The organism is Dietzia sp. KRD202 (genome assembly GCF_017168155.1).
Classification (GTDB): Bacteria; Actinomycetota; Actinomycetes; order Mycobacteriales; family Mycobacteriaceae; genus Dietzia; species Dietzia kunjamensis.
This window is the reverse complement of sequence record NZ_JABFAN010000018.1, coordinates 261,575-284,731: the sequence shown is the minus strand read 5'-3', so window position 1 is coordinate 284,731 and position 23,157 is coordinate 261,575. Positions and strand designations below refer to the sequence as shown.

The 23,157-nt window shown below is 72.3% G+C and carries 16 protein-coding genes and 1 tRNA gene; 9 read left to right on the top strand and 8 right to left on the bottom strand.

Annotation, left to right across the window (positions count from 1 at the left end):
- Positions 1 to 3 precede the first annotated feature (3 nt).
- A complete protein-coding gene (locus J1M64_RS15175; RefSeq protein WP_206474631.1) occupies positions 4 to 9,489 on the bottom strand; it encodes a type I polyketide synthase in 9,486 nt (3,161 codons plus the stop codon).
- 327 nt (positions 9,490 to 9,816) lie between these two features.
- On the bottom strand, positions 9,817 to 10,386 hold the full coding sequence (locus J1M64_RS15170; RefSeq protein ID WP_069389772.1) for a hypothetical protein: 570 nt from the start codon (positions 10,384 to 10,386) through the stop codon (positions 9,817 to 9,819).
- A gap of 170 nt (positions 10,387 to 10,556) precedes the next feature.
- Here J1M64_RS15170 and J1M64_RS15165 point away from each other — a divergent pair, with 170 nt between their 5' ends.
- Both J1M64_RS15165 and J1M64_RS15160 read left to right on the top strand, forming a co-directional pair.
- Positions 10,557 to 12,191: a sodium-dependent transporter gene (locus J1M64_RS15165; RefSeq protein ID WP_206474630.1), complete on the top strand. Its 1,635-nt coding sequence runs from the start codon at positions 10,557 to 10,559 to the stop codon at positions 12,189 to 12,191.
- Positions 12,192 to 12,194: 3 nt separating this feature from the next.
- Positions 12,195 to 12,341 carry a methionine/alanine import family NSS transporter small subunit gene (locus tag J1M64_RS15160; protein ID WP_082924111.1) on the top strand — a complete coding sequence of 49 codons (147 nt, stop codon included), beginning with the start codon at positions 12,195 to 12,197 and terminating at the stop codon, positions 12,339 to 12,341.
- A 54-nt stretch (positions 12,342 to 12,395) separates the two neighbouring features.
- On the opposite strand, the gene J1M64_RS15155 is transcribed toward J1M64_RS15160, so the two are convergent.
- The gene (locus J1M64_RS15155) at positions 12,396 to 13,781 is read right to left on the bottom strand and encodes a glucose-6-phosphate dehydrogenase (RefSeq protein ID WP_206474628.1); all 1,386 of its coding nucleotides are present in this window, start codon (positions 13,779 to 13,781) and stop codon (positions 12,396 to 12,398) included.
- 45 nt (positions 13,782 to 13,826) lie between these two features.
- On the opposite strand from J1M64_RS15155, the gene J1M64_RS15150 reads away from it, so the two are divergent.
- Together J1M64_RS15150 and J1M64_RS15145 are read left to right on the top strand one after the other, a co-directional pair.
- Positions 13,827 to 14,702 carry a maleylpyruvate isomerase family mycothiol-dependent enzyme gene (locus tag J1M64_RS15150; RefSeq protein ID WP_206474626.1) on the top strand — a complete coding sequence of 292 codons (876 nt, stop codon included), beginning with the start codon at positions 13,827 to 13,829 and terminating at the stop codon, positions 14,700 to 14,702.
- 14 nt (positions 14,703 to 14,716) lie between these two features.
- Positions 14,717 to 15,223 carry a gluconokinase gene (locus J1M64_RS15145; RefSeq protein WP_256820736.1) on the top strand — a complete coding sequence of 169 codons (507 nt, stop codon included), beginning with the start codon at positions 14,717 to 14,719 and terminating at the stop codon, positions 15,221 to 15,223.
- Between the two features lie 40 nt (positions 15,224 to 15,263).
- Here J1M64_RS15145 and J1M64_RS15140 read toward each other — a convergent pair whose 3' ends face one another.
- From J1M64_RS15140 to J1M64_RS15130, 3 genes are all read right to left on the bottom strand, one after another.
- Positions 15,264 to 15,788 (bottom strand): DUF421 domain-containing protein, encoded by a 525-nt coding sequence (locus J1M64_RS15140; RefSeq protein WP_206474624.1) that lies wholly within the window; start codon positions 15,786 to 15,788, stop codon positions 15,264 to 15,266.
- A gap of 31 nt (positions 15,789 to 15,819) precedes the next feature.
- Positions 15,820 to 16,365 (bottom strand): CAP domain-containing protein, encoded by a 546-nt coding sequence (locus tag J1M64_RS15135; RefSeq protein WP_206474623.1) that lies wholly within the window; start codon positions 16,363 to 16,365, stop codon positions 15,820 to 15,822.
- Positions 16,366 to 16,408: 43 nt separating this feature from the next.
- Positions 16,409 to 16,490 (bottom strand) — tRNA-Leu (locus J1M64_RS15130).
- Between the two features lie 59 nt (positions 16,491 to 16,549).
- On the opposite strand from J1M64_RS15130, the gene J1M64_RS15125 reads away from it, so the two are divergent.
- The 5 genes from J1M64_RS15125 to J1M64_RS15105 all read left to right on the top strand — a co-directional run bounded on the left by J1M64_RS15125 (position 16,550) and on the right by J1M64_RS15105 (position 21,543).
- Positions 16,550 to 17,128, top strand: a complete 579-nt coding sequence (locus tag J1M64_RS15125) for a hypothetical protein (protein ID WP_206474621.1) — start codon at positions 16,550 to 16,552, stop codon at positions 17,126 to 17,128.
- Entirely contained in the window at positions 17,125 to 17,499 is a 375-nt protein-coding gene (locus tag J1M64_RS15120; protein ID WP_206474619.1) for a DUF3817 domain-containing protein, read from the top strand. Before J1M64_RS15125 ends, J1M64_RS15120 begins: the two co-directional genes overlap by 4 nt.
- Before the next feature lie 68 nt (positions 17,500 to 17,567).
- Positions 17,568 to 18,980 carry a DASS family sodium-coupled anion symporter gene (locus J1M64_RS15115; protein ID WP_096905844.1) on the top strand — a complete coding sequence of 471 codons (1,413 nt, stop codon included), beginning with the start codon at positions 17,568 to 17,570 and terminating at the stop codon, positions 18,978 to 18,980.
- The gene (locus tag J1M64_RS15110) at positions 18,977 to 21,025 is read left to right on the top strand and encodes an ATP-binding protein (RefSeq protein WP_206474617.1); all 2,049 of its coding nucleotides are present in this window, start codon (positions 18,977 to 18,979) and stop codon (positions 21,023 to 21,025) included. Before J1M64_RS15115 ends, J1M64_RS15110 begins: the two co-directional genes overlap by 4 nt.
- Positions 21,022 to 21,543 carry a response regulator gene (locus tag J1M64_RS15105; RefSeq protein WP_067719896.1) on the top strand — a complete coding sequence of 174 codons (522 nt, stop codon included), beginning with the start codon at positions 21,022 to 21,024 and terminating at the stop codon, positions 21,541 to 21,543. Before J1M64_RS15110 ends, J1M64_RS15105 begins: the two co-directional genes overlap by 4 nt.
- Positions 21,544 to 21,601: 58 nt before the next feature.
- Here the strand turns inward: J1M64_RS15105 and J1M64_RS15100 are convergent, their stop codons facing one another.
- Together J1M64_RS15100 and rph are read right to left on the bottom strand one after the other, a co-directional pair.
- Complete coding sequence (locus tag J1M64_RS15100) at positions 21,602 to 22,255, bottom strand: non-canonical purine NTP pyrophosphatase (protein WP_067719897.1); 654 nt, start codon at positions 22,253 to 22,255, stop codon at positions 21,602 to 21,604.
- Between the two features lie 2 nt (positions 22,256 to 22,257).
- Positions 22,258 to 23,058 carry a ribonuclease PH gene (gene rph, locus J1M64_RS15095; RefSeq protein WP_206474615.1) on the bottom strand — a complete coding sequence of 267 codons (801 nt, stop codon included), beginning with the start codon at positions 23,056 to 23,058 and terminating at the stop codon, positions 22,258 to 22,260.
- Positions 23,059 to 23,157 lie beyond the last annotated feature (99 nt).

The window sequence follows — 23,157 nt, the reverse complement described above, 5'->3', positions numbered from 1 at the left end:
CCGTCACCGGCCGGCGGTCTGCGCAGACGCGGCTGTCTCCGCGGACCCGGTGTCCGTGGACCCCGCAGCGGCGAGGATGCCGTCGGCGTCGAGTCGCGCGGCCGGATCGAGCAGGACCGCGGCCTCGCGCTCCTTGACCTCGTCGGCCGAACCCTCGCCCAGTCGACGCGCCTCGGGACGGGCGTAGAGCGCCTCCCCGCCGTAGATGGCATCGGTCAGGCGACGGGCGCCCTCACGCTCGCGCCGCAGGCCGGCCTCGCGGATGCGCTCGGACTCGTCCTGCCCGTACTCCGCGGCGACCGCCCGGTGGAAGGCCTCCGGGTGGGCGACGGCGATGAGGCCCGAGACGTGGCCGAAGCCCAGCGAGGTCAGCAGACCGGCCTTGAGCGGCAGGTCACCGCCAAGCTGCAGGGTCTCCCGCAGCCACACCAGGTGGCGGTGGCGGTCCAGGACGTCGTCGACGCAGTCCAGGGCGCGGTTCGGCGGCAGCGTGCCCGACCGCAGCATCTGGGTCAGCCCGATGAGCTGGAATGCCGCGGCGCCACCCTTGGCGTGCCCGGTGAGCGACTTCTGCGACACCACGAACAGCGGGTTGCCCTCCGACCGACCGATCGCGGCGGCGAGCCGCTCGTGCAGGTCGGACTCGTTGGGGTCGTTGGCCTTGGTCGAGGTGTCGTGCTTGCTCACCACGGCCACGTCGTCGGCGGTCAGGCCGAGCTGCGCGAGCCCGCGGGCCAGCGGCGAGCGCTGCCCACCGCGACCGGCACCGAGCGCACCCAGGCCGGGGGCCGGGATGGAGGTGTGCGCACCGTCCGCGTACGACCCGGCCCAGGCCACGACGCCCGTGACCGGCAGGCCCATGCGGGCCGCGACGTCGCCGCGCGCCAGCAGGATCGTGCCGCCGCCCTGCGACTCGACGAACCCGCCGCGCCGCCGGTCGTTGGCCCGGCTGTAGTGCCGCTCGTCGATCCCCTTGGCCGCCATGGCCGCGGAGTCGGCGGTCGCGGACATGTCGGCGAAGCCCTGGATGCCCTCGGTGGACAGGTCGTCGAACCCGCCGGCCACCACGAACTCGGCCTTGCCGGCGCGGATCTTGTCGAAGCCCTCCTCGACGCTCACCGCGGTGGTGGCGCAGGCCGCCACCGGGTGGACCATCGAGCCGTAGCCGCCGACGTAGGACTGCATGACGTGCGCGGCCACGACGTTGGGCAGCGCCTCCTGCAGCGTGTCGTTGGCGCGGCTGCGGCCGAGGATGCCGTCGATGTACAGCGAGCGCATGCTCGTCATGCCGCCCATGCCGGTGCCCTGCGTGTTGGCGACGTCGGCCGGGTGGACGTGGGCCAGCAGCTCCGCCGGGGTGAAGCCCGAGGAGATGAAGGCGTCCACGGTGGCGACGAGGTTCCACGCCGCCACCCGGTCGATGCCGGAGACCATGTCGGCCGGGATGCCCCACGCCGTGGGGTCGAAGCCGGTGGGGATCTGCCCGCCGACCACCCGGGTCAGGGTGGCGCGGCGCGGCACCCGGATCTCGGTGCCGGCCTTGCGGGTGACCGTCCACTCGCCGTCCTCGCTCTGGGTGACGACGGTGTTCTCCGGGTCGTCGGACTGGTAGGCGCGAGCCTGGGCCTCGTCGTCCACCACGAAGGACAGGTCCTCCGGCAGGAACACCGAGGTGAGCTGCGGCGAGGTGTTGTCGAACATCTCCGCCCGCGAATCGTTGGCGTAGGTGCGCACGCCCACCCGGGCGAGGACCTCGTCATGGAAACGCTCGGCGATGTCGGCCTCGTCGATCGGGTCACCGGAGGAGGTGACCGTCCAGCCGGCGCGCGGCGAGTCCTCCCAGGTGATGAGCCCGGTCGACCAGGCCAGCTCGACCACGCCGGCGGCGGTGAGGTCGCCGGTGGTCTCCACCTCGAAGCGGGTGCGGGCACTGCCGTAGGGGCCGACCTCGCCGGCGCCCACCATCACGACCATGTCCTCGAGCTGCTGGGTGACCTCGCCCCACTCGGGACGCTCATCGGCGGTGACCGTCGGCAGCGAGGGCAGCGCGGCGATCGTGCCCGCGGCGTCCTCGGTCGAGGCCTCGGTGGGGGCGGCCGGACGGTCCGCCGCGAGGGCCGACATGTCCAGGTCGGCCGTGCCGAGTCCGCCGGTGAGGTCGACGGTGACGGGGGCGTCACCGGCCGCGGAACGGAAGTCCGGGGTGCACCAGCGCAGCAGCTCGGCAGCCATCTCGGCCGTCGACCAGGTGGACACGCCCGCGGCCTCGACGGCCTCGACGAGCGGGTCGTTGTGACCCATGAGTCCGGTGCCACGGACCCAGCCGATGATGGCGTGGACGAAGGTCACGCGCTCCGACCAGGACTTCTCCGAGCCCCACTTGGCGATCATGGCGTCGAGCGCGGCCTTGGCCTCGCCGTAGGCGCCGTCGCCGCCGAACATGCCCCGGTTGGGCGAGCCCGGCAGGACCACGTGCAGTCGGGAGTCGACGTCGGTGTCGGCACCGATCGCACCGAGTCCGGCGACGAGCTTCTCCACGCCCCACAGCAGGACGCGCATCTCGGTCTCGGCGCGCGGGCCGGCGTCGGCCATCGAGCCCTGGACGCGGGGGGCCGCGAACGGGAACAGCAGCGTCGGGGTGAGGGCCGGCTTGAGCACGGTGGTCTGGCCACCGGCCGATTCGGCGTGCTCGGATCCGACCCACTCGACCAGCGCGTCGACGTCCGAGTAGGAGGTCAGGTTGGCCGGCAGGACCCACAGCGCCGCGCCGCCACGGGCGTTGCTGCGGTACAGGTCCTTGAAGAAGGCCAGCTTGGACTGGTCCAGGTTGGAGGTGGTGGCCACCACGGTGGCGCCGCCCGCCAGGAGGCGTCCGGTGACGGCGGCGGCGATGGAGCCCTTGCCGGCGCCGGTGACGACGGCGACGTCACCCGCGTACTCGCCGACGAACTCCTCGGCCGCGACCTCCGAGATCTCCCGGTAGGCGCTCGCCAGGGCGTCGCGGCGGGCATCGGTCGCCCGGGCCGCCCACCAGCGGGCCTGCTCGGCGACGATCTCGCCGGCACCGCGGAAGGCGTCCGCCGCGTCGGCGGGCACGTCGGACCGGGTCCACAGGCGGGCCAGGTCCTCGCGGGCCGAGGCCCAGCGGTCGTCCATGAGGACGGCGCGGCCGGCGTCGAAGGCCGGGGCCACCACGCGGCGCCAGTCGGCGCCGAGTTCTGCGGCCACGAGGTCGGCCAGCTCGGAGTCCGGGTCGGCCTCGGCGAGCAGGTCGACGGTCTCGGGCTCGAGGTGTCCGAGGCGGGTGAGCACGCCGCGTGCGGCGCGGGCCAGGACACCGTCGACGCCGGTGATCTCGTCGGCGAACTCGGTCAGCGCGGCGGAGTCGACGACTCCCCCGCCTCCGGCGCCGGACGACGGCATCGCGACGGCCACACCGTGCGCGGCACCGACGGCCGACACGGCGGCGTCGATGAGCGAGTCCAGGCCTGCCACGTCCTTGACGCCCGAGGCGTCGAGGGTGGCCAGGTCGCCGCCACGGATGGAGGCGCCGTCCCGGGTGCCCAGCGCGATCTCGGCGATCACGTGCTGGGCCCAGCCGGAGCCGAGCTCCCAGGGGCCGGTCACGCGCTCGGTGATGTAGGCGGCCCGCTTGCCGGTGCGGCCGAGGACCGCGCGCAGCGCCTCGCCGACCGCGTCGGACAGGACGGGGCCGAACGGGGCGTACCCGCGCGCCAGTCGTGAGACCTGGTCGGCCAGGGTCGGGAAGTCCGCCTCGGCGGCGCCGTCGATGGCGCCCAGGCTCAGCTCGGTGCCCAGGTCCAGCAGCAGCTGGTTGCGGCGCGAGGACACGCCGTCGCACAGCGTCTCGATGGAGTCGCCGGACGCGATCTGCTCGGGACGGACCTTGGTGCGCAGCGCCACCAGCATGCGGGTGGCGGCGGGCGCGCCGAACTCGAGGTCGTCCGGGCGGGGTGCACCGGGGGCGGCGGTCGCGGCCGGAGCCGCGTCTGATCGGTCCGCACCGGCCGTGCCGGGGGTGTTGACGGCCGGTGCGGGGTCTGTGGGGGCTGCCTGGTCGGCAGCCGCGGTGTTGGTCGAACCAGTGGTGGTGGATCCGGTGGAGGCGGAGCCGTCGCCGGCGTCCAGCTCGTCGTCGTCGACCTCCACGCTGGGCGGCAGGGTGCCGTACAACGTCGCCGCGTCGCGCTCGACGTTGATCACCTGGGCCCGGGGGCCGCGGTGCGTGGGCAGGTCGAGGGTCTTGGAGGCGAGGTTCGCGACGGTCGGGGCGTTGGAGACACCGACCTCGATGAACTGCTCGATACCGAGTCCGCCACGCTCTACGGGCGTGAAGAACAGCTCCTGGGTCTCGATCCACCGGACCGGGCTGGCGAACTGCCAGGCCAGCAGCTCCACGAGCAGCAGGCGACCCAGTCGCGTGGGGGTGGCGGCCCACTCGTCCCAGTTCGCGAGGACCTCGGCCAGCGACTCGGCCGGCACGAGATCGGCGATCTCCTGCACGAAGTCGCGCTCGAGGCTGAACAGGCGCGGCACGAGGTTCGGCACGTAGCGACCCACGAGCACCGAGATGTCGATGTCGTGCGGGATCAGCTCGTCGAGGGTGGCCCGGAAGTCCGGGACGCCTCCGCGCAGGACGGTGGAGTGGAACGGCACGTCGATGCCGGGCACCAGGATGAAGGCGTTCTTGCCGCCCGAGACCGCGAGCTCCCGCTCCACGGCCTTCTCCAGTGCCTTGCACCCGGCGACGGTCCCGGCGAGCGCGTACTGCGAGCCCGCCAGGTTGTAGTTGACGATCTCGATGAACTCGCCGGACTCGCGGGACACGCCGGCCACCCAGTCGGCGACCTCGTCGTCCGAGATCCCCATCTGGGACGGGCGGATCGCGGCCATGCGGTAGTCCGAACGGCCGTGGGCGTCACGCGGCACCAGCTGGTGCATGGTCGACCCGCGCTGGAAGACGATCTCCAGCAGCGGCTCCAACGCCAGCACGCCGGAGATGGCGGCCAGGGCGTCGTACTCGCCGATCGAGTGACCCGCGAAGTAGGCGTCCTCGATGAGCAGGCCGTCGGCCTCGAGCTCGGCGCGCTGCGCCACCGCCAGGCAGGCCATGGCGACCTGGGTGAACTGCGTCAGGTAGAGCACGCCGTCGGGGTGCCGGTGGACCTCACCGCGGACGGTGACCTCGGTGGGGTTCTCGCGGACGAGCGCCAGGATCGAGAAGCCGAGGGCGGAGCGGGTGTGCTTGTCGGCACGGTCCCAGATCTCGCGGGCGGCGGGGCAGCGGGTGCGGCCCTCCATGCCCATCCCCTTGGCCTGGATGCCCTGGCCGGGGAAGGCGTAGACGGTGCGCGGGGCCTCGGTCAGCGCGGTGGCGGCCATGACGGTGGCCCCGTCGACCGTGCACGTGACCTCGAGGACCTGGCCGCCGGCGTGGCGGCCGGTCTGCACGGCGCGGACCTTGATGTGGTCGCCCGGGCGGACCGGGGCGAGCATGCGGGCGGTCCAGCCGGCGATCCGGAGGGCAGGGGTCTTGCCGTCGGAGGCCTGTACCGCGTGCTGCGCGGCGGCCGAGAGCCACATGCCGTGGACGATCACTCCGCCCAGTCCGGCCAGCTCGGCCGCGGTGTCGGAGACGTGGATCGGGTTGTGGTCGCCGGAGACCAGCGCGAACGCGGTCATGTCGTGCGGTGCCGTGAGCGTGGTGGACACGCGCAGCTGGCGGGAGGTCTCGGCGGGCTCCGCGACGCCACCGGACGGGGTGACCAGGGCGCCACCGGCGGGGCGGGGGTCGCCCACCTCGGCGCGACCGGTGCGGCCGCGGATCGCGAACCGCTCGGACAGGGTGCACAGCGGGGTGCGGGTGCCGTCGGAGTCCTCCGTGGCCACCTCGACCGACACCTCGACCACGCGGCCGAGGTCGGTGTCGCGGACACCGCCGGACCGGGCGACGACGACGAGGTCGGTCTCCTGCTGGGGCAGCGCCGCGTGCATGCGGACGCCGTGGTCCAGGTGGACCAGATCGAGCAGCCCCTCGACGACCGTGCCGGTGCCGCGCGCGCGGCGCGTCTCACCGAGTACGGCGAACACGGCCGGCCACGCGGCGCCCACGAGGGCGTCCGGGACGCCGGCGGACGGCACGACCGAGGTCGGCAGGCTGCCCGCGGTGACGCCCGTGTGGTCGATTGCGAGGGTGGGCTCGAAGGTGAAGCGGGCCGTGGCGATGTTGCCGTCGACCTCGGGGAGGGCGTCGATCGCGGCACCCCCCGCACCGCCGCGGCCGACGCCGGCGGCGGTGGCGAGCAGGGTACGCATGGCCGCCTCGGCGGCGGCGTCGGTGACGACCGGCGCGGCGCCGGTGGCCACGGCGTCGCCGAGGGTGATGGTGATGGTCATCTCGGTCGGGCCGATGGGCAGCGTCAGGTCGACGGTCTGCCCGTCGGCGGCCGGGGTGAGCACGGCGCCGGAGACCGGGTGGCGGCCGACGCCGTCGGCGTCGATCTCCCAGGCGTGGAGCACGCCGAGGCGGTGGACGGGGCTGATGACGAGACGGCCGGCCCAGGTGACGTCGGGGCTGTTGAGCACGTCCGCGACGGGCCCGGAGGCGGTGGTGACGATCCCGCGGCGGCGGCTGCTCACGGCCTCGGTGGAGGGCATGTAGCCGGACACGCGCTCGGCGGTGGCGGCCTCGAAGCGGTCGAGGAGGTCACCGACCGGCTCGTCGACGCGGGTGATGCCGGCGACGGCGGTCGTGCCGGGGATGATGCACACGGCGTCGGCGTCGTAGCGCGGATCGTGGGCCTGCCACAGCGAGTCCGAGCGCCACCAGCGGCGCACGTCACCGTCGATGACGGGCACGAACGGCACGGGCTTGCCGGGCATACGGCAGATGTCGAAGAACTCGGCGGCGTCGGCCGGGTGCAGCACGGCGTCGGCGAGCCCGGGGTACCGGGCGGCGAGGGCGGCGATCACCTCGGCCGGGCGCTCCATGGACTCCTCGCGAGGGAACGCCGAGACGATGCGACCGGTGTCGGCGGCGTCGAGTCGTGCCTCGGTGCGCTGCACCATGCGGTGGAAGCGCTCGCGGATGGTGGGGTCGAGCCACACCGAGCGGGTGCAGTCGGCCACGTCGCCGCCGAAGTCGGCGCCCAGGTCGAAGTCGTCCGTGGTGTGGGTGCTCGACCCGTCGACGGAGGCGCCGGGGGCGAGGGAGAGCTCGACGAAGCGGCGCAGCCACTGCTCGTAGGTCATGGAGTCGAGGTCGCCGAAGTAGGGCTTGGCGGTGCCGTTGATCGCGGCGATGATCTCGTCGCGGCGGGCGGCGACGGCGTCGGCGTCACCGGCGACCTCGTCGAGGAGGCGCCCGGTGCGCGCGGCGGTGTTGTCGATCTCGTGGATGTCCGCACCGAGCTGGCTGCGGCCGGAGGCCATGCCGCCGTCGGCCTGGCCGGCACCGACCCAGGCGTCGACGCCCACGGTGTCAACGAGCATCTGCTTGACCTGGGGGCTGGTGGTGGCCTCGAGGGTGGCCATGGCCGCGGTGCCGACGAGGATGCCGTCGACGGGCATGGCCGGGTAGCCATGGGCGTTGGCCCAGGACCCCGTCAGGTAGTCGGCCGCCCGCTCGGGGGTGCCGATGCCGCCGCCGACGCAGAGGACGACGTTGGGCCGCTCGCGCAGCATGGCGTAGGTGGCCAGCAGGAGGGCGTCGAGGTCCTCCCACGAGTGGTGTCCGCCGGCGCGGCCGCCCTCGACCTGGACGATCACCGGCATGTGGGGGACCTCGGCGGCGATGCGCACGACCTGGCGGATCTGGGCGACGGTGCCCGGCTTGAAGCTCACGTGCCGCAGTCCGGCCTCGGTGAGCTCCTCGATGAGGGCGACCGACTCGTCGAGCTCGGGGATGCCGGCGGTGACGATCACGCCGTCGAACGGCACGCCCGCGGCGCGGGCACGCTGGACGAGGCGCTTGCCGCCGACCTGCAGCTTCCACAGGTAGGGGTCGAGGAACAGGGAGTTGAACTGGGCGCTGCGTCCGGGCTCGAGGAGCTCGGTGAGGCGCTGGGTGTTCTCGGCGAAGATCGCCTCGGTGACCTGGCCGCCGCCGGCGAGCTCGGCCCAGTGGCCGGCGTTGGCCGCGGCCGCGACGATCGCGGGATCCACGGTGGTGGGCGTCATTCCGGCGAGAAGGATCGGCGAGCAACCGGTGAGGCGGGTGAAGGAGGTCTCCACGTGGACGCTGCCGTCGGGCAGGGTGACCAGCTGCGGCTGGAACGCGGTCCACGGCCGCTCGATCGGCGGGGTCGCACCCGGGGTGAAGAGGTTGCGCAGGCCGCCGCGGGTGGCGGCGGCGACCACGCCGACGCCCTGGCCGCGGATCACGGAGCGGTTGAGGCGGGTCAGCGCCTCGCCCGGGCCCATGTCGAGGATCCATTGGGCCCCGGCGTGCAGGGTCTCGGCCATCTCCTCGACCCAGTCGACCGGCTCGGCGAAGACCTGGCGGGCGAGGTGGGCGGCGCGGTCGGCGTCCAGGCCACAACGCTCCGCCCAGCGGGAAACGACGTCGACGGCCGGGGCCATCGCGGGGTGGTGGAACCCGACCTCGACGTCGAGCGGGTCGAAGACGGGGGCGAAGATCTCGCCGCCGGTGAGCTTGGCCTCGCGACGACGACGCGACTCGGCCTCGAGGTCGGCGCAGTGGCGACGCAGCTCCTCGAGATCGTCCGGTCGACCGACCACGACGTGGCGGCGCTGCGCGTTGCGGATGGAGACGGTGGGGCGGATCGTGGCGTCGACGCCGGCGAACAGCTCGTCGACCAGCGTGCGCAGGTCCTCGCCGTCGATCCCCGACACGCCCACCATGGGGCTCGCCTCGCCGCGGCGGAACAGACCGACGCGCCGTCCGACCAGGGTGGCGGCGGCGCCGATGAGCTCGGCGACGGCCAGCAGCCGGTCGTCGATGGACCCGAAGGTCTCCACCGACTCGACGGCGAGGATGCCCTGGGAGTGGCCGACCACGGCCGCGGGGGTCGTGTCATTGACGTCGAAGCCCTCGGCGGCGAGAGCCCGCAGGGCACCCATCTGCGTGAGCAGCACCGCGGGCAGCGAGACCGCGGCAGCGGAGAGGGAGGCGTCGTCGGGCAGGTCCGCGCCGTCCTCGTCCTCACCGGTGGTGGTGTTGGCCCACTCGATGGGCCGGAAGCCGTGCGTGCGGACGACGGCGATCTCGTCGTGGACGGGCTCGGTCAACGCGACGGAGGCGTCGACCAGGTCCTGGAGCTCCGGTCCGATACCCGTGCCGTCGATGAGGTCGCTCAGCGCGTCGCGCCACGCGATGCCCTGTCCACCGAAGGCGAGCGCATAGGCCGTGCCCTCACGGAGCTCGTCTGCGAGAGCGGGGGCGCCGCGGCGGGCGGCGAAGCCGGTCTCGAGCGGGCGGGGGGTGAGGTCGCGGTCATCGATCGTCACGTGGGGAACTCCTTGGGCACTGCGTCAGGGACATCGCGTCGGCCGGCCAGCGGTTACGGCGCAGGACACAGATTGCCACACGAACTTGAGGGGTTCCTCAGCTTGAGGGGGTACGCGCGACCGAAACACGCGACCCGGTGACCGCGCGCCAAGTGATCCGTGTCACATCCGGACATGACGCGAGCCTCATATCAACAGGTGAGGGGGGCCTCAGGTTTGCCGACGGTCCCGTTACCTGATCGTTATCTAGTTCTCAGGCGTTCCTCGACCCCCCACGGCGTGTCGCGGACGCCCCCCACGGCGTGTCGCGGACAGCGACCGGTTGCGTCAGGCGCCGCAGCGCAGGATCGCCATGGCGACCGCGTCGAGGCCTTCCGTGGGACACAGATCGGCGGAGAGGCGTCGCGGCCCCGACGTCCACTCGACATGCGCCGTCCGCACCGGAGCGCCGAAGGCGATGGTCACCAGTCCCCCGATGCCCGGTGTCCCGTCCGGCCCCAGGGCGCCGGCGCCGACCGTCTCGACACCCACCACTTCTGCGACGGTGGCGGGCCCCGGAGCGGGGATGAGGCTCACGTCGATCCGGGTCCCGTCGAAGGCCCCGACCCACACCGCGAAGGTTCCCGTCCCGTCCGCGCGAAGATCCAGGGTGTATCCGTGCGCGAACCACGACCCCGTCTCCTCCACGAGGTCGGCCGGCACCGGGACCGGCGCCACCACGGGATCCTGCGCCGCAACGGGGGCCGGTGAGCCGGCCGGGCCTGTCGGGCTCGGAGCGGAGGCGATCGCCGGATTCACCGCCCCCACCGCGAGGACACCGGCGACGACCGCCGACGCCACCGCGCGGAATGCAGACGTGCGATTTTCCGCGCTTCGTGTGCCGATATCGGTCCTCATGGGCTTACCGTATTCCCACGAGTCACACATCTCGATGCAGCGATTGCGTCGATCCGGTCACCAACACGCAACGGCCGGGCTAGAAGTTGGTACACGCCGGGGACGCACGCACCGTCCCATGACAGGACCGCGCGGGCCCGCGGGCCCGCCCGTCGACAAGGAGTCGTCCCATGACACGACCAACCACCCGAAGCGGGGTGAAGCCGCGGGAGACGTTCTCCCGTCGCTCCGTCTTCGTCTTCGCCGCCATCGGCTCCGCCATCGGCCTGGGCAACATCTGGCGCTTCCCGTTCGTCGCCTACGACAACGGTGGCGGCGCCTTCCTGCTGCCCTACCTGGTGGCACTTCTCACCGCGGGTCTCCCCCTGTTGTTCTTCGACTACGCCATCGGTCACCGCTTCCGCGGATCCGCCCCGTTGAGCTTCCGGCGGATGAACCGGTTCGCCGAACCCATCGGGTGGATCCAGGTCCTGGTCTCCTTCGTCATCGCGGTCTACTACGCGGTCATCATCGCCTGGGCCGCCAGCTACGCCTGGTTCTCCGTCGATGAGCGGTGGGGCTCGACCTACGAGGAGTCCGCGACCTTCTTCGCCGAGGACTTCCTCCGCGCGGGCAGTGGGTTCGGCATCGATTTCGTGCCGGGCATCGCCATCGTCCTCGCGGTGGTCTGGATCGTCACCCTCGGCGTCCTCCTCGCCGGCGTGCAGAAGGGCATCGGACGAACCGCGATGTTCTTCGTCCCGCTCCTGGTCGCTCTGTTCGCGGCCCTGGTGGTCCGCTCCCTCTTCCTCGACGGCGCGCTCGAGGGTCTCAACAACTTCTTCACGCCCGACTGGGGCGTCCTCACGGAGCCGTCCGTGTGGATCGCCGCCTACGGTCAGATCTTCTTCTCCCTGTCGGTCGGCTTCGGCATCATGCTGACCTACTCGTCCTACCTCAAGCGCAAGACCAACCTCACCAGCTCCGGTCTGGTCGTGGGCTTCTCCAACTCGGCGTTCGAGGTCCTCGCGGGCATCGGCGTCTTCGCCACCCTCGGCTTCCTGGTGACCACGTCGGCGGGAGCCGGCTGGGACGATGTCGGGGGCGGCCCGGGCCTGGCGTTCATCGCCTTCCCCGCCCTCATCTCGCAGATGCCGGGCGGGCCGATCTGGGGCGTCGTGTTCTTCGTCTGCCTCATCCTGGCGGGCCTCACGTCCCTGATCTCCATCACCGAGGTGGTCATCTCGTCCTTCCAGGACAAGATCGGGTCCTCGCGCACCGCGGCCACGCTGGCGGTGGGTGTCCCGATGGCCGCCATCTCCCTGCTTCTCATGCCCACAGAGACCGGCCTGCAGAATCTCGACATCCTCGACAAGTTCGTCAACAGTCTGGGCATCGTCGGCATCTCGCTCATCGCGTTGGTCGTGGTGATCTTCGGCATGCGCCTCGCCCCGCAGTTGCGTGACCACCTCAACTCGGTGTCCTCGTGGAGGGTGGGCACGTTCTGGATCGTGTGCCTGGCCGTCATCACGCCGCTCGTGCTCGGCTACTCCCTCATCCGCGAGATCATGACCCTGATCTCCGAACCGTACGAGGGGTACGAGGCATCCGTCCTCGGCGTCTGGGGTTGGGGCATGATCGCCACGATCCTCGTGCTGTCGGTGGTCCTGTCCCTCCTGCCGTGGCGCGGGTCCCGTCAGCTCGACGGCCCCCCGACGGTCGACGACGATCCGAGCGACTTCGCCTACGAGGAGGGCCTCACCCCTCCCGCCGCCGACCGCCCGTCCGGTGCGACGGCGTCCCCCCGCAAGACCAAGGAGGCCTGAGCAATGGATGCTCCCGCGATCATCATGATGGTCCTGTTCCTGCTCGTGATCTGGGGCGGACTCGTCGCCAGCATCGTCCACTACGTGAGCCACCCCGACGGGGTCGACGAGGGTGCCGTCCGAGAAGCGGCGGAACGCGGCAGGGGCTGACCCCGCCCAACCGCAGCTCCCGGCCCCGGTTCCGCCCACGGACCCGGGGCCGGGTCATTCCCGGCGGTCGCCCACCGCCGGGCCGTCGGAACCCGCCTCGTACTCCTCGAGCGGGACCCCGCCGGCCTCCCACGCCTCGATCACCGGAGTGAGGATCCGCCAGCACTCCTCGGCCACGTCACCGCGGACCGTCAGCAGTCGGTCGCCGTCGAGGATGCGTCCGAGGACCTCCCCGTACGGCAGCAGCTCGCTGTCCCCCAGGTCAGCGGCCAGGCGGGTGCTCTCGAGCGTGAACCGGTCGTCGGCCGCGTTCGTCGCCAGGTCGAGGGACACCCGGTCGGGCGCGATCCCGATCGTCAGCCGGGTCGGCGGAACACCCCCCGAGAACGCCCCGGGCACGTGGCGCGGCGGCCGGAACGCCACCGTCACCCGCATCGAGTCCTCACCCAGCGCCTTGCCCGACCGCAGGAACACCGGCACCCCGGCCCACCGCTGGTTCCGTATCTCCAGGACGACCTCGGCGAACGTCTCGGTCCCCCGAGCCGGGTCGACGCCGTCCTCATCCGCGTAGGACACCACGTCCCTGCCACCCGCCCGCCCGGCGGTGTAGCGGCCCCGGCGCGAGGAGACGAGCGGATCGCCATCCCACACGCGCGTCGCACGCAGCGTGGTGACGATGAGGTCGTGGAGTTCGGTGGCGTCGAGGCGCGCGGGTGCATCCATCGTCGCCAGCGCCATCACCAGCAGCAGGTGGGACTGGAGCATGTCGACGAGCGCGCCCGCGGAGTCGTAGTACCCGGCGCGGCCCTCGAGGGCGAGCGTCTCGTCCGCGACCACGTCGATGCGCTCCACGTGTTCCGCTGTCCACACCGGCTCCATGATGCGATTGGCGAACCGCATGCCGAGGATGTTGAGCACGGTCGCCTCCCCGAGGAAGTGGTCGACCCGGTACACGCGGTCCTCGGGCACGAGGTCGGTGAGCAGTGCGTTCACCCTGCGCGCCGAGGCGAGGTCGTCGCCGAACGGCTTCTCCAGCGCGAACCGCACGTCGTCGCGCAGTGGGCGCCCGCGCAGGCCCTCACACGCTGCGGCCGTGACGGCCGGTGGGAGGGCGAAGTACAGCACCACCGGTCCGTCCAGCCCGTCGATGAAGTCGGAGAAGGCCTCGGCGTCCGTCACGTCCAGTTCGACGAACCGGGTCGAGTCCACGATCCCGTCGACCTGCTCCGGGGAGCGGTCTCCGGCGCGCAACGCACCGCGGACGAGGTCGCGCCAGTCACCGTCGTCCATCCCGGAACGCCCGGAGCCGATGACGGTGACGTCACGGTCGGGATCCGTGGCGAGCAGGGTCCCCAACCCGGGGAGCAGGAGTCGCTCGGTGAGGTCGCCACCGGCTCCCAGGATCGCGAGGGTGGGACGGTCGGTCGTGGTCGGCGACATGCCGCAGACGCTACCCGCGGGGCGGCGCCGCAGTAGCGTGTGACCATGGACACCAACAGCCCCGATGTCACGACCGACGCCCCCGCCGCCGCGCCCGCCGGGCAGGCCCCCGAGGAGATCCGTCACCTCATCCAGCAGTGGAAGCGCCTCGACGAACTGCTCGCCGGGCTCAAGAGAGACGACTGGATCGCACCGACCCCTCTGCCGGGGTGGACCGTCCGAGATGTCGTGGCACACGTGGCGGGCACCGAGCACATGCTCGCCGGTGAGGCGGTCCCGGACATCGAGTTGCCCGCCTCCGCCCGCGAGTACGTGCTCAACCCGATCGCGGAGCTCAACGAGAAGTTCGTACAGGAGGCGCGCCCGCTGGCTGTCGAGGACGCATTCGAGGACTTCCGCGACGTCGTCGCCGAGCGCACGGAGCAGCTCTCCGAGATGAGCGCCCCAGACCTCGAGGCCGAGACCGACTCCCCCGTCGGCCGCGTCCCGTTCCGCCGCTTCATGGGCGTGCGGGTCTTCGACTGCTGGATCCACGAGGACGACATCCGGCAGGCCATCGGGATGCAGCATCACCTCGGCGGCGACATCGGCCGGTTCGCGGTCGGGGAGATCGTGACTGCCCTGCCCCGCATCGTCGGCAAGAAGGCCGCCGCGCCGGACGGCTCCCGGGTCCGGTTCCGCGTCACGGGTGAGGCGGGCACCGATCTGCCGCTGGCCACCGATGTCGTCGTGGACGGACGCGCAGCCCTCGCCGACGTCGACGACACCGCGCAGCCCACCGTGGAACTGGTCTTCGACACCCCGACCTTCGTCCGCGCGGCGACCGGCCGGATCGTCGCCGAGCCGGGCAGCGGCGTGGAGATCAGTGGCGACGAGGATTTGGGCCGGACGATCCTCGGGTCGCTGGCCTTCACCATCTGACGCCGTCGTCGCCCGTGTCCGGACCTCACATCGTCGTCATGGGCGTCTCGGGCGCCGGGAAGTCGACGGTCGCCCGTGTGATCGCCGAACGCCTCGGTGCGCCGTTCCTCGACGCCGATGACGTGCATCCGCCCGCCAACCGCCGGAAGCTGAGCGCCGGTGAGCCCCTGACCGACGATGACCGCGCGCCCTGGCTGGCCGCGGTCCGGGACGGCATGCGGGAACGCGACCGGTCGACGGGCAGCGGCCCGGGGCTCGTCGTCGCGTGTTCGGCGCTGCGACGTGCCTATCGCGACACGCTGCGGCAGGTGGAGCGCCCGGTGTTCTTCGTCGAACTCGGCACCGACCCCGAGCTCATCGCGGCCCGACTCGCCGCCCGCCGGGGGCACTTCGCGTCCCGGCGAATCCTCGAGTCCCAGCTGAGCACCGTGGAGCCACTCGAGGCCGACGAGAACGGGCTCGTCTGCCCGATCACGCTGCCGGCGTCCGAGATCGCGGACGAGGTCCTCGCCGCTCTCTGACCCCTGTTCTGGCCCGCTGGCGCGCCCCCTCGCCGGCGGGTCAGTCCGCGTCGCGTCGCGGCCACCCCGGGACGTCGTCGAGAACGGAGCCGTTGCCCAGCTGCGAACCGGTGATGACGCTCCTGCTCCCGTCGCTCTCCAGGATGACGGCGACGGCCTCGCCGAGGTCCCCGATTCCCGAGGAGCGGAGGGTCTGGCGGATGTCGGCGTGCGTGAGCCGGTGCCGCGCCAGCTGGTCGTCGAGGATGACCCCGTCGCGGACGAGCAGAGTCGGCTGTGCGGTCAGGGCCTTACGCCCGCCCGGCAGTCGCCTCAGCTGGGAGACGACGTACTGCAGCAGGACGAGCAGCGCCAGTGCGACCGCGCCCTCGGCCCACGACACGTCGGAGCTGAGGATGATGGTCGCCAGCGTCGAACCCAGCGCGACGGTGACGATGAAGTCGAAGGCGTTGAGTTGCGCGAGGGTGCGCTTGCCGAACGCCCGGATCGCCACCACGAGGAAGATGTACGCCGCGGTGCCCACGAGGAGTATCCGGAGGATGTCGGACCAGTTGTCGAACCACATGCCCGGACCGTACCGACCACGACGGTTCCCTCTACCTCTCCGACATCGGAGTGGCGAAGTGCTGGACGTAGAGATGAGCCTCCGGGAGACCCTGGTACGCGGCCGTCCGCAGGCAGACACCCACGCGGGTGAGGTCCGGGTCGAGGATGTTCTCCCTGTGGCCCGGGCTCTGCATCCAGTTGGCGACCGGATCCGGACCGCCCGTGGACGAATAGAACAGATTCTCGGCAGCTCTGGAGTAGTCGACACCGGCCTCCCGGAAGAACGTGGACGGGCCGCCGCTGCCGTCAGGCGCGGTGTGCCCCCAGTAGTCCCTCGCGATCATGTCGTCCGCTTTCGCACAGGCGCTGTCGCGGAGCCTCTCGCTGGCGTCCAGGGGCGGAAGGCCGTTCTCGCTCCGCTGTACGTTCGTCTCCGCTTCCACCGGGGACGGCTCCGCCGGGGGCTCGACCGCAGCCTGATCCCCGGGGGCCTTCGACGAGAGGCCCCGGTCCACCGCGACATCCACCTGCGCGCAGCCGGCCACCGCCATCGAGACCGCCAGGATCAGCGACGCGGCCGCTGCTCTCGCGGCCATCCGGTTCCTCATCCTGATCACCCGATCCGAGTGGAAAGACCAGTGCGCCCGGGGAGACTTGAACTCCCACGTCCGTAGACACTGGAACCTAAATCCAGCGCGTCTGCCAATTCCGCCACGGGCGCGTCACCCGGGGGTACCGGGCGAGATGAGTTTACCGTGTGGTCAGCGGTACCGTGGAGGCGTGTCCGACACCCTTGGCTCCCACGCGACCGGAAGTGCCACGGCTTCCGGCGACCCGGCGCGGACCAGGGTCAAGCACCGCCCGGCGTGGATCGCGTTCGTCGTCCTGGGGGCGATCTTCTGCATGGGCATGGGGCTGTGGCAGCTCGCCCGCTACCAGGAGGCCACCGGGACCGCGCAGAACCTCGGGTACACGTTCATGTGGCCGTTCCTCGCCGGGTTCCTCGTCTACGCGTACCTGAAGTACGTGCGCATGGAGGCCGACGAGGGTGACCGGATCGCCGCCGCGGACGGCGTCGACGGGGGTCACCGCGCGGGGGACGACGCGGAAGACGACGAAGACGGCGACGACGAGGTCGGCCGGCCCTCAGGGGTCACTGCGACCACCGGGAAGAACCGAACCGGCCGGCGCCGCGGCCCCGTCATGACGGAGATCCCCTCGGACCTGCTGCCGACGCGTCGACCCGCCCGGGACGAGGCGGTCCGGGACGAGGGCCTGGACGCCTACAACTCTTATCTCGCCGAACTCGCCCGGAGAGACCGGGTCGACGGCACTCACCAGGAGAAGCCTGCTTCATGACCGCCGCAGCCACCCAGCAGACCGACAACCGCAAGCCGGATCCCGGCGGCAAGATCGCCGGGGCGCTCAAGCGCTACCGTGTGCTGGCCTGGATCACCGGTGTCTGGCTCCTGGTGCTCACGGTGGAGATGATCTACAAGTACCTGATCCTGGAGAACTCGTCGGACGCCCCGGACTGGTTCACCTACATCGGGCAGGCGCACGGCGTGTTCTACATCCTGTACCTGTTCATGACGCTCGACCTGGCGATCAAGGCCCGTTGGCCCGCGTCGCGCACCCTGCTCACCGCGCTGGCGGGGACGATCCCGTTCCTGTCGTTCTGGTTCGAGAACAAGCGGACCCGCGACGTCCACGCCGAGTACGCGGTCTGATCCGCCCGTGATCTGACGCGATGCCGACCAGCCGTGACCGTGACCTCAGATGACGGTGCTGGTCTGACATGCCTGTGATCGCCGCGGCCAGGCGCCTGCCCGGGACTACGGTGCAGCGCGTCGGCCTGGCGCTCGCCGTCCTGGTCCCGGTCGCGGTGTTGTTCGCCGATCTCCCGGGCCTCGACCCGCCCGCCCAGCGCATGCTGGCGGTGTTCTCCGTGGCGGTCATCCTGTGGGTCACCGAGGCGATCCCCCTGGTCGCCACGGCGGTCCTGGTGATCTTCCTGCAGGTCCTGCTCATCTCCGACGAGGCTCTGGTCGGCTTCGGTGACACCGCGTTCGAGGCACCCACGGCGGAGTCGATCTACGCCACCCTGGCCCACCCCGTCATCATCCTGTTCCTGGGCGGCTTCCTCCTGGCTGACGGCGCCGCCAAATACCGACTGGACCGCAACCTCACCGCGGTGATGCTGCGGCCGTTCCGCGGCAACCTCCGGCTCACCGTGTTCGGACTGATGTTCATCACCGCCGTGCTCTCGGCGTTCATGTCCAACACCGCCACCACCGCCACCATGCTCGCGGTCCTCATCCCCGTCCTGGCGGTGTCCCCGTCCCCCGCCGCCCGTGCGGGGCTGGCGTTGAGCATCCCCGTCGCCGCCACGGTGGGTGGCCTGCTCACCCCGGTCAGTTCGCCGCCCAACGCGATCGCGGTGGGCACCCTCGCGGACCAGGGCATCCGCATCACCTTCGTCGACTGGCTGCTGGCGACCGGACCGTTGGTCATGGTCCTGCTGGTCGTGGCATGGGCCGTGTTGTCGGTCCGCTACCTCGACCGTGGCGTGGCCGTGGACATCGACGTGCGAGTGGACCTCGACACGCGTCCCCGGGCGGTCCTGTTCTACGTGGTCGCCGGACTCACCGTGGTGCTGTGGCTCACCGAGGCCGCGCACGGTATCCCGGCGGCGACGGTGGCGTTCCTGCCCGTCACCGTGCTGCTGGCCACCTCTGTGATGACCGGCGAGGACCTGCGGCGCCTGCAGTGGCCGGTGCTGTGGTTGGTCGCCGGCGGGATCGCGTTGGGCAGCGGGGTCGCCGCCACGGGGCTCGACGAGTGGATGATCGGGCTGGTCGACTGGGCGACCCTGCCGGGGCTGGCAGTCACACTGGGATTGCTCACCCTGGCCCTGCTCCTGGGCACGCTCATCTCGAACTCCGCCACGGCCAATCTGCTCATCCCGCTGGTGCCGGGCCTGGCGGTGACCGTCGGCTCGGATTCGGTGATCCTGGCCGTGGCCCTGGCCGTCGTCTGCGGCCTCGGTATGGCTCTGCCGGTGTCCACCCCGCCCAACGCGATCGCCTACGCCACCGGCGAGATCCGTACCAAGGACATGGCCGCGATCGGCATCGTCGTCGGCGTGGTCGGGTTGGTGCTGGTGGCGTTCGTCATGCCCGCCTGGTGGTCCCTGACAGGCCTGACATGACCGCCCGCGACACGACCCCGCCGCGCCCGATCACCCGTGACGAGGGCCGGCCCCTCCGGCCGATTCTGGTGGTGGGCCACGGCCCGGTCGCCGCCGCCGTCGCCCGCGAGATCGACAGCGCGGCCAGCGCGGCCAGCGCGGGTACGGCCAGCCCGGCCGGCGCGGATGCGGCCGAGGTGATCGTCCACCGCGCCGACGATCCCGCGGCCGCGTCCCGGCTCGTCGCCGCGCTCGGCGGCACCGCCGCCGGTCCGGAGGTGGTGGTCGCGGTAGGCGACGAGCACCATCCCGACGCGATCCTCAGCGCGGTCGTCTCCGCCTCCGGGCCGGAGGATCCGCCGCCGCGACTGCTCGTGGTCACCTCCGGCGCCACGGTCACCGGGATCGAGCGGGCGGTCGACGCGGGCCTGCTCGACGGCGTCGTGGCGGTGCCGTGGGCGCCCGGCGAACTGGGCCCGCGGATCCTCACCTGGTGGGCCAGGCTGGACGCCGGGCGCCGCCGGGACGCCGAGGGCGGGCCCGAGCACGCCGCCCTGCGCCACCGCGCCCCCACCGGGATACCCGGAGTGCACCCGCGGGCCGCCGAACTGCTGCCGTCGCTGCGGGGCTCGCGGCGGACCGCCGTCGCCGAACTCGTGGACGCGCTCGAGGAGTCCCTCGGCCCCCGCCCGCGGATCGAGCTTCCGCCCGGCGTCGTCCTGTCCCGCCGCGACGCCCGGCTCGGTGGGCTCTACATCCTGCTGCGCGGCGAGGTCGAGGTCCTCATCCCGGGCCGCCCCTTCCCCGAGGGCCAGAACCCCTACCGTGGCGGCCCGTTGATCGGGCTGCCGGGCTTCGTCGGCGACCGCACCGCCCTGCACACCACCCGGACCCTCACCGACTGCGCGCTCGTGCACCTGTCCGAGGAACAACTCGTCACCGCCCTGACCCGCAGCCCCCGCGTCGGGACCGCACTGGGCGTGGCCGCCGTCCACGGACTCGACGACCGGCTCCGCCACGCCGAGTCACAGCGCCTCACCGAGACCGAACTCGCGGTGCGCCTGCACGAGGAGCGCGAGCGGCTCGCCGACGCCCTCGACGCCCTGTCCGAGGCCCGCGTCGAGCTCATGAGCCAGGCCTCCGCCGCCGCGATCGGACAGATGGCGGCCGGGCTGTTCCACGAGCTCAACAACCCGCTGGCCGCCCTCGAGGGCGCCCGCGACCACCTGCTGGCCGACCTCGAGACCCTCGTCGCCCGCGGCGGGGACGCCGAGCTGGTGACCAGGGCGCTCCGCCGCGCGCGGACCGCGAAGGCGCGCCCCACGGCCGAACTGCGCAGCGCGCGCCGGCGGGTCCGTGCCGTGCTGCCGGACGCCGAGACCACCCGCAGGGTGGTGGCCGCCGGATTGGACGACGACGAGACGCTCCGGGCCCTCTCGTCGTCGTCACCCGGTACGCGCGAGGCCGTCGTCACGGCGGCGGCGATCGGCTCGGCGGCCCGCAACCTCGACCTCGCGGTGGATCACATCGCCGACCTCGTGTCCTCGCTGCGCTCGTCCATGCGCCCGCTCGACGCCGCCTACGTCCCCACCGACGTCGCCACGACCATCGACGACGCGCTGCGCATCACCGCCCACCGTCTGCCCGGGGTCCAGGTGGTCCGCGACATCGCCGAGGGCCTGCCGGACGTCACCGCCCACCCAGGCCAGCTGACCCAGGTGTGGATCAACCTGCTCACCAACGCCGCCGACGTCCTCACCGGCCCGCAGGCCCCGCCCGACCCCCGGGTCCGGATCGGTGCCGGGGCCTCGAACGGCGGCGAGGTGATCGTCACCGTCACGGACAACGGCCCCGGCGTGCCGGACGAGATCAGCGACAAGATCTTCGAGCCCCACTTCACGACCAAATCCGGACGCATACGCTTCGGGCTGGGCCTGGGGCTGGGGATCAGCCACCGGATCGTGCTCGACCACGACGGCGTGATCGACCTCGACTCCCGGCCGGGGCACACCGCATTCCGGGTGACCCTGCCCGCCGCCGACCACAGCGAGGAGCCCCTGACGTGACGCACGCCCGATCCGCCCGAGCCGTCCCCGACCCGCGACTCACGATCCTGGTCCTCGAGGACGAACCCGAGGTCCGCGAGGCACTCGAGGCCGATCTCGCGCCGTTCGCCGACATCGCCCGCGTAGAACCCGCCGAGGACGTGCCCGACGCCCACGCCGTGCTGGACGAGGTCGCGGCTGACGGCGACGTGCTCGCGTTGGTCCTGGCCGACCACCGGCTGCCCGGACGCTCCGGGACCGACTTCCTCGTGGAGCTCATGGCCTCGGGCCGGCACCCACACGTGCGGACCGTGCTGGTGACCGGCCAGGCCGACCACGCCGACACCATCCGCGCGGTCAACGAAGGCGGGCTGGACTATTACGTCGCCAAGCCGTGGAACCCCGACGACCTACGAGCACTCGTACGTCGGCAGCTCACCGAGTACGTCCTGTGGTCGGGCGCCGACCCGGTCCCCCACCTGCGCGTGCTCGAGACCGAGCGGGCACTGGAGGCCGTGCGCGGACGCAGCGAGCTCTAGTCGGCACCGGCATCCGACCGGCGCGCGTCGGCCAGCGTGCGCCGGTCGGATGCCGCCGTCAGGCCCGCTCGGCGAGTACCCGCAGCGCCGGCACCAGGGCGCGCAGGGCCCGGCCACGGTGCGAGGCCGCGTCCTTCTCCTCCGGGCTGAGCTCGGCGGCGGCGCGGTCGGACCCCTCGGGCATGAACAGCGGATCGTACCCGAACCCGCCTTCACCACGCGACTGCCGCAACACGCGGCCCGGCCAGCGGCCCTCCTGCACGATCTCGCCCACCCCGTCCTGAGCAGCAGGCGAGCCCGCAGCGTGCGGGACGCCCTGACCGACCAGCGCGCACGCCGAGACGAACGCCGCTCCCCGGCGCTCCTCCGGCACATCCGCCAGCTGCGCGAGCAGGAGCGCGTTGTTCGCGGCGTCGTCGCCGTGCCGCCCGGCCCAGCGCGCCGACAGGACCCCGGGCATGCCGTTGAGGGCGTCCACCGCCAGTCCCGAGTCGTCCGCCAGGCACGGCAGGCCGGTCGCCTGCGCACCGGATCGGGCCTTGATCAGCGCGTTGTCCGCGAAGGTGGCGCCGTCCTCGGGCTCCTCCGGGTACTCCGGCACCTCGTCCAGTCCCACCGGCTCGATGCCGACGATCCCCGCCGACTCCAGCACCCGGCGCAGCTCGGCCAGCTTCTTGGCATTGCGGCTCGCGACCACCAGGCGAACGGTCACGACTACCGCCCTCGGTTCCGTGCAGCCGGCGGCGACGGCAACTCGCCCGGGTAGGGCGCCGCGAGGGCCTCGCGCTGCATCTCGAACAGTCGCTCGCAGCCGGCCTGCGCCGAGTCGAGCATCGCGTCCAGCAGGTCGCGGCCGAACGCCGCGCCCTCGGCGGTCCCCTGGACCTCGATGAGCTTGCCGCCGTCGGTGCACACCACGTTCATGTCCACCTCGGCCCGCGAATCCTCCTCATAGGGCAGGTCGCACAGGACGCGGCCGTCGACGACGCCGACGCTCACCGCGGCGACCGCCCCGGTGAGCGGGTTGCCGGTGACCGCGCCCTTGGCCTGCAGCCACGTGATCGCGTCCGCCAGGGCCACGTACGCGCCGGTGATCGCCGCGGTCCGTGTCCCGCCGTCGGCCTGCAGGACATCGCAATCCAGGGCGATCGTGTTCTCCCCCAGCGCGGACAGGTCGATGCAGGCCCGCAGGGAGCGGCCCACCAGACGGCTGATCTCGTGGGTGCGACCGCCCACCTTGCCGCGGACCGACTCCCGGCCCGAGCGCTCGTGGGTCGCGGCCGGCAGCATCGCATACTCCGCCGTGAGCCACCCCAGGCCCGAACCCTTGCGCCACCGCGGCACGCCCTCGGTGACGCTTGCCGTACACATGACGCGGGTCTGCCCGAAGGTGACGAGGACCGACCCCGCCGGGTGCGAGGTGAACCCCCGCGTGATGGTCACGTCCCGCAGGTCGGCGTCGCCGCGTCCGTCTGCTCTGCTGATGCTCGATGAGGTCGAGCACCGTCGCCACATCGTCGGCATCCTTGAGGTTCGCCTCGACGATGGTGCGACTTCGGAGCGCGACGTCGCGCTCGATGTCGATCCCGGGGCCGGCCCCGGTGGCCCGCTCGA

Coding starts and splice junctions, on each gene's coding strand:
- J1M64_RS15170 (WP_069389772.1), bottom strand. CDS start 10,386: ATGAGGACCGATATCGGCACACGAAGCGCGGAAAATCGCACGTCTGCA.
- J1M64_RS15165 (WP_206474630.1), top strand. CDS start 10,557: ATGACACGACCAACCACCCGAAGCGGGGTGAAGCCGCGGGAGACGTTC.
- J1M64_RS15160 (WP_082924111.1), top strand. CDS start 12,195: ATGGATGCTCCCGCGATCATCATGATGGTCCTGTTCCTGCTCGTGATC.
- J1M64_RS15155 (WP_206474628.1), bottom strand. CDS start 13,781: ATGTCGCCGACCACGACCGACCGTCCCACCCTCGCGATCCTGGGAGCC.
- J1M64_RS15150 (WP_206474626.1), top strand. CDS start 13,827: ATGGACACCAACAGCCCCGATGTCACGACCGACGCCCCCGCCGCCGCG.
- J1M64_RS15140 (WP_206474624.1), bottom strand. CDS start 15,788: ATGTGGTTCGACAACTGGTCCGACATCCTCCGGATACTCCTCGTGGGC.
- J1M64_RS15135 (WP_206474623.1), bottom strand. CDS start 16,365: ATGGCCGCGAGAGCAGCGGCCGCGTCGCTGATCCTGGCGGTCTCGATG.
- J1M64_RS15120 (WP_206474619.1), top strand. CDS start 17,125: ATGACCGCCGCAGCCACCCAGCAGACCGACAACCGCAAGCCGGATCCC.
- J1M64_RS15115 (WP_096905844.1), top strand. CDS start 17,568: ATGCCTGTGATCGCCGCGGCCAGGCGCCTGCCCGGGACTACGGTGCAG.
- J1M64_RS15110 (WP_206474617.1), top strand. CDS start 18,977: ATGACCGCCCGCGACACGACCCCGCCGCGCCCGATCACCCGTGACGAG.
- rph (WP_206474615.1), bottom strand. CDS start 23,058: ATGTGGCGACGGTGCTCGACCTCATCGAGCATCAGCAGAGCAGACGGA.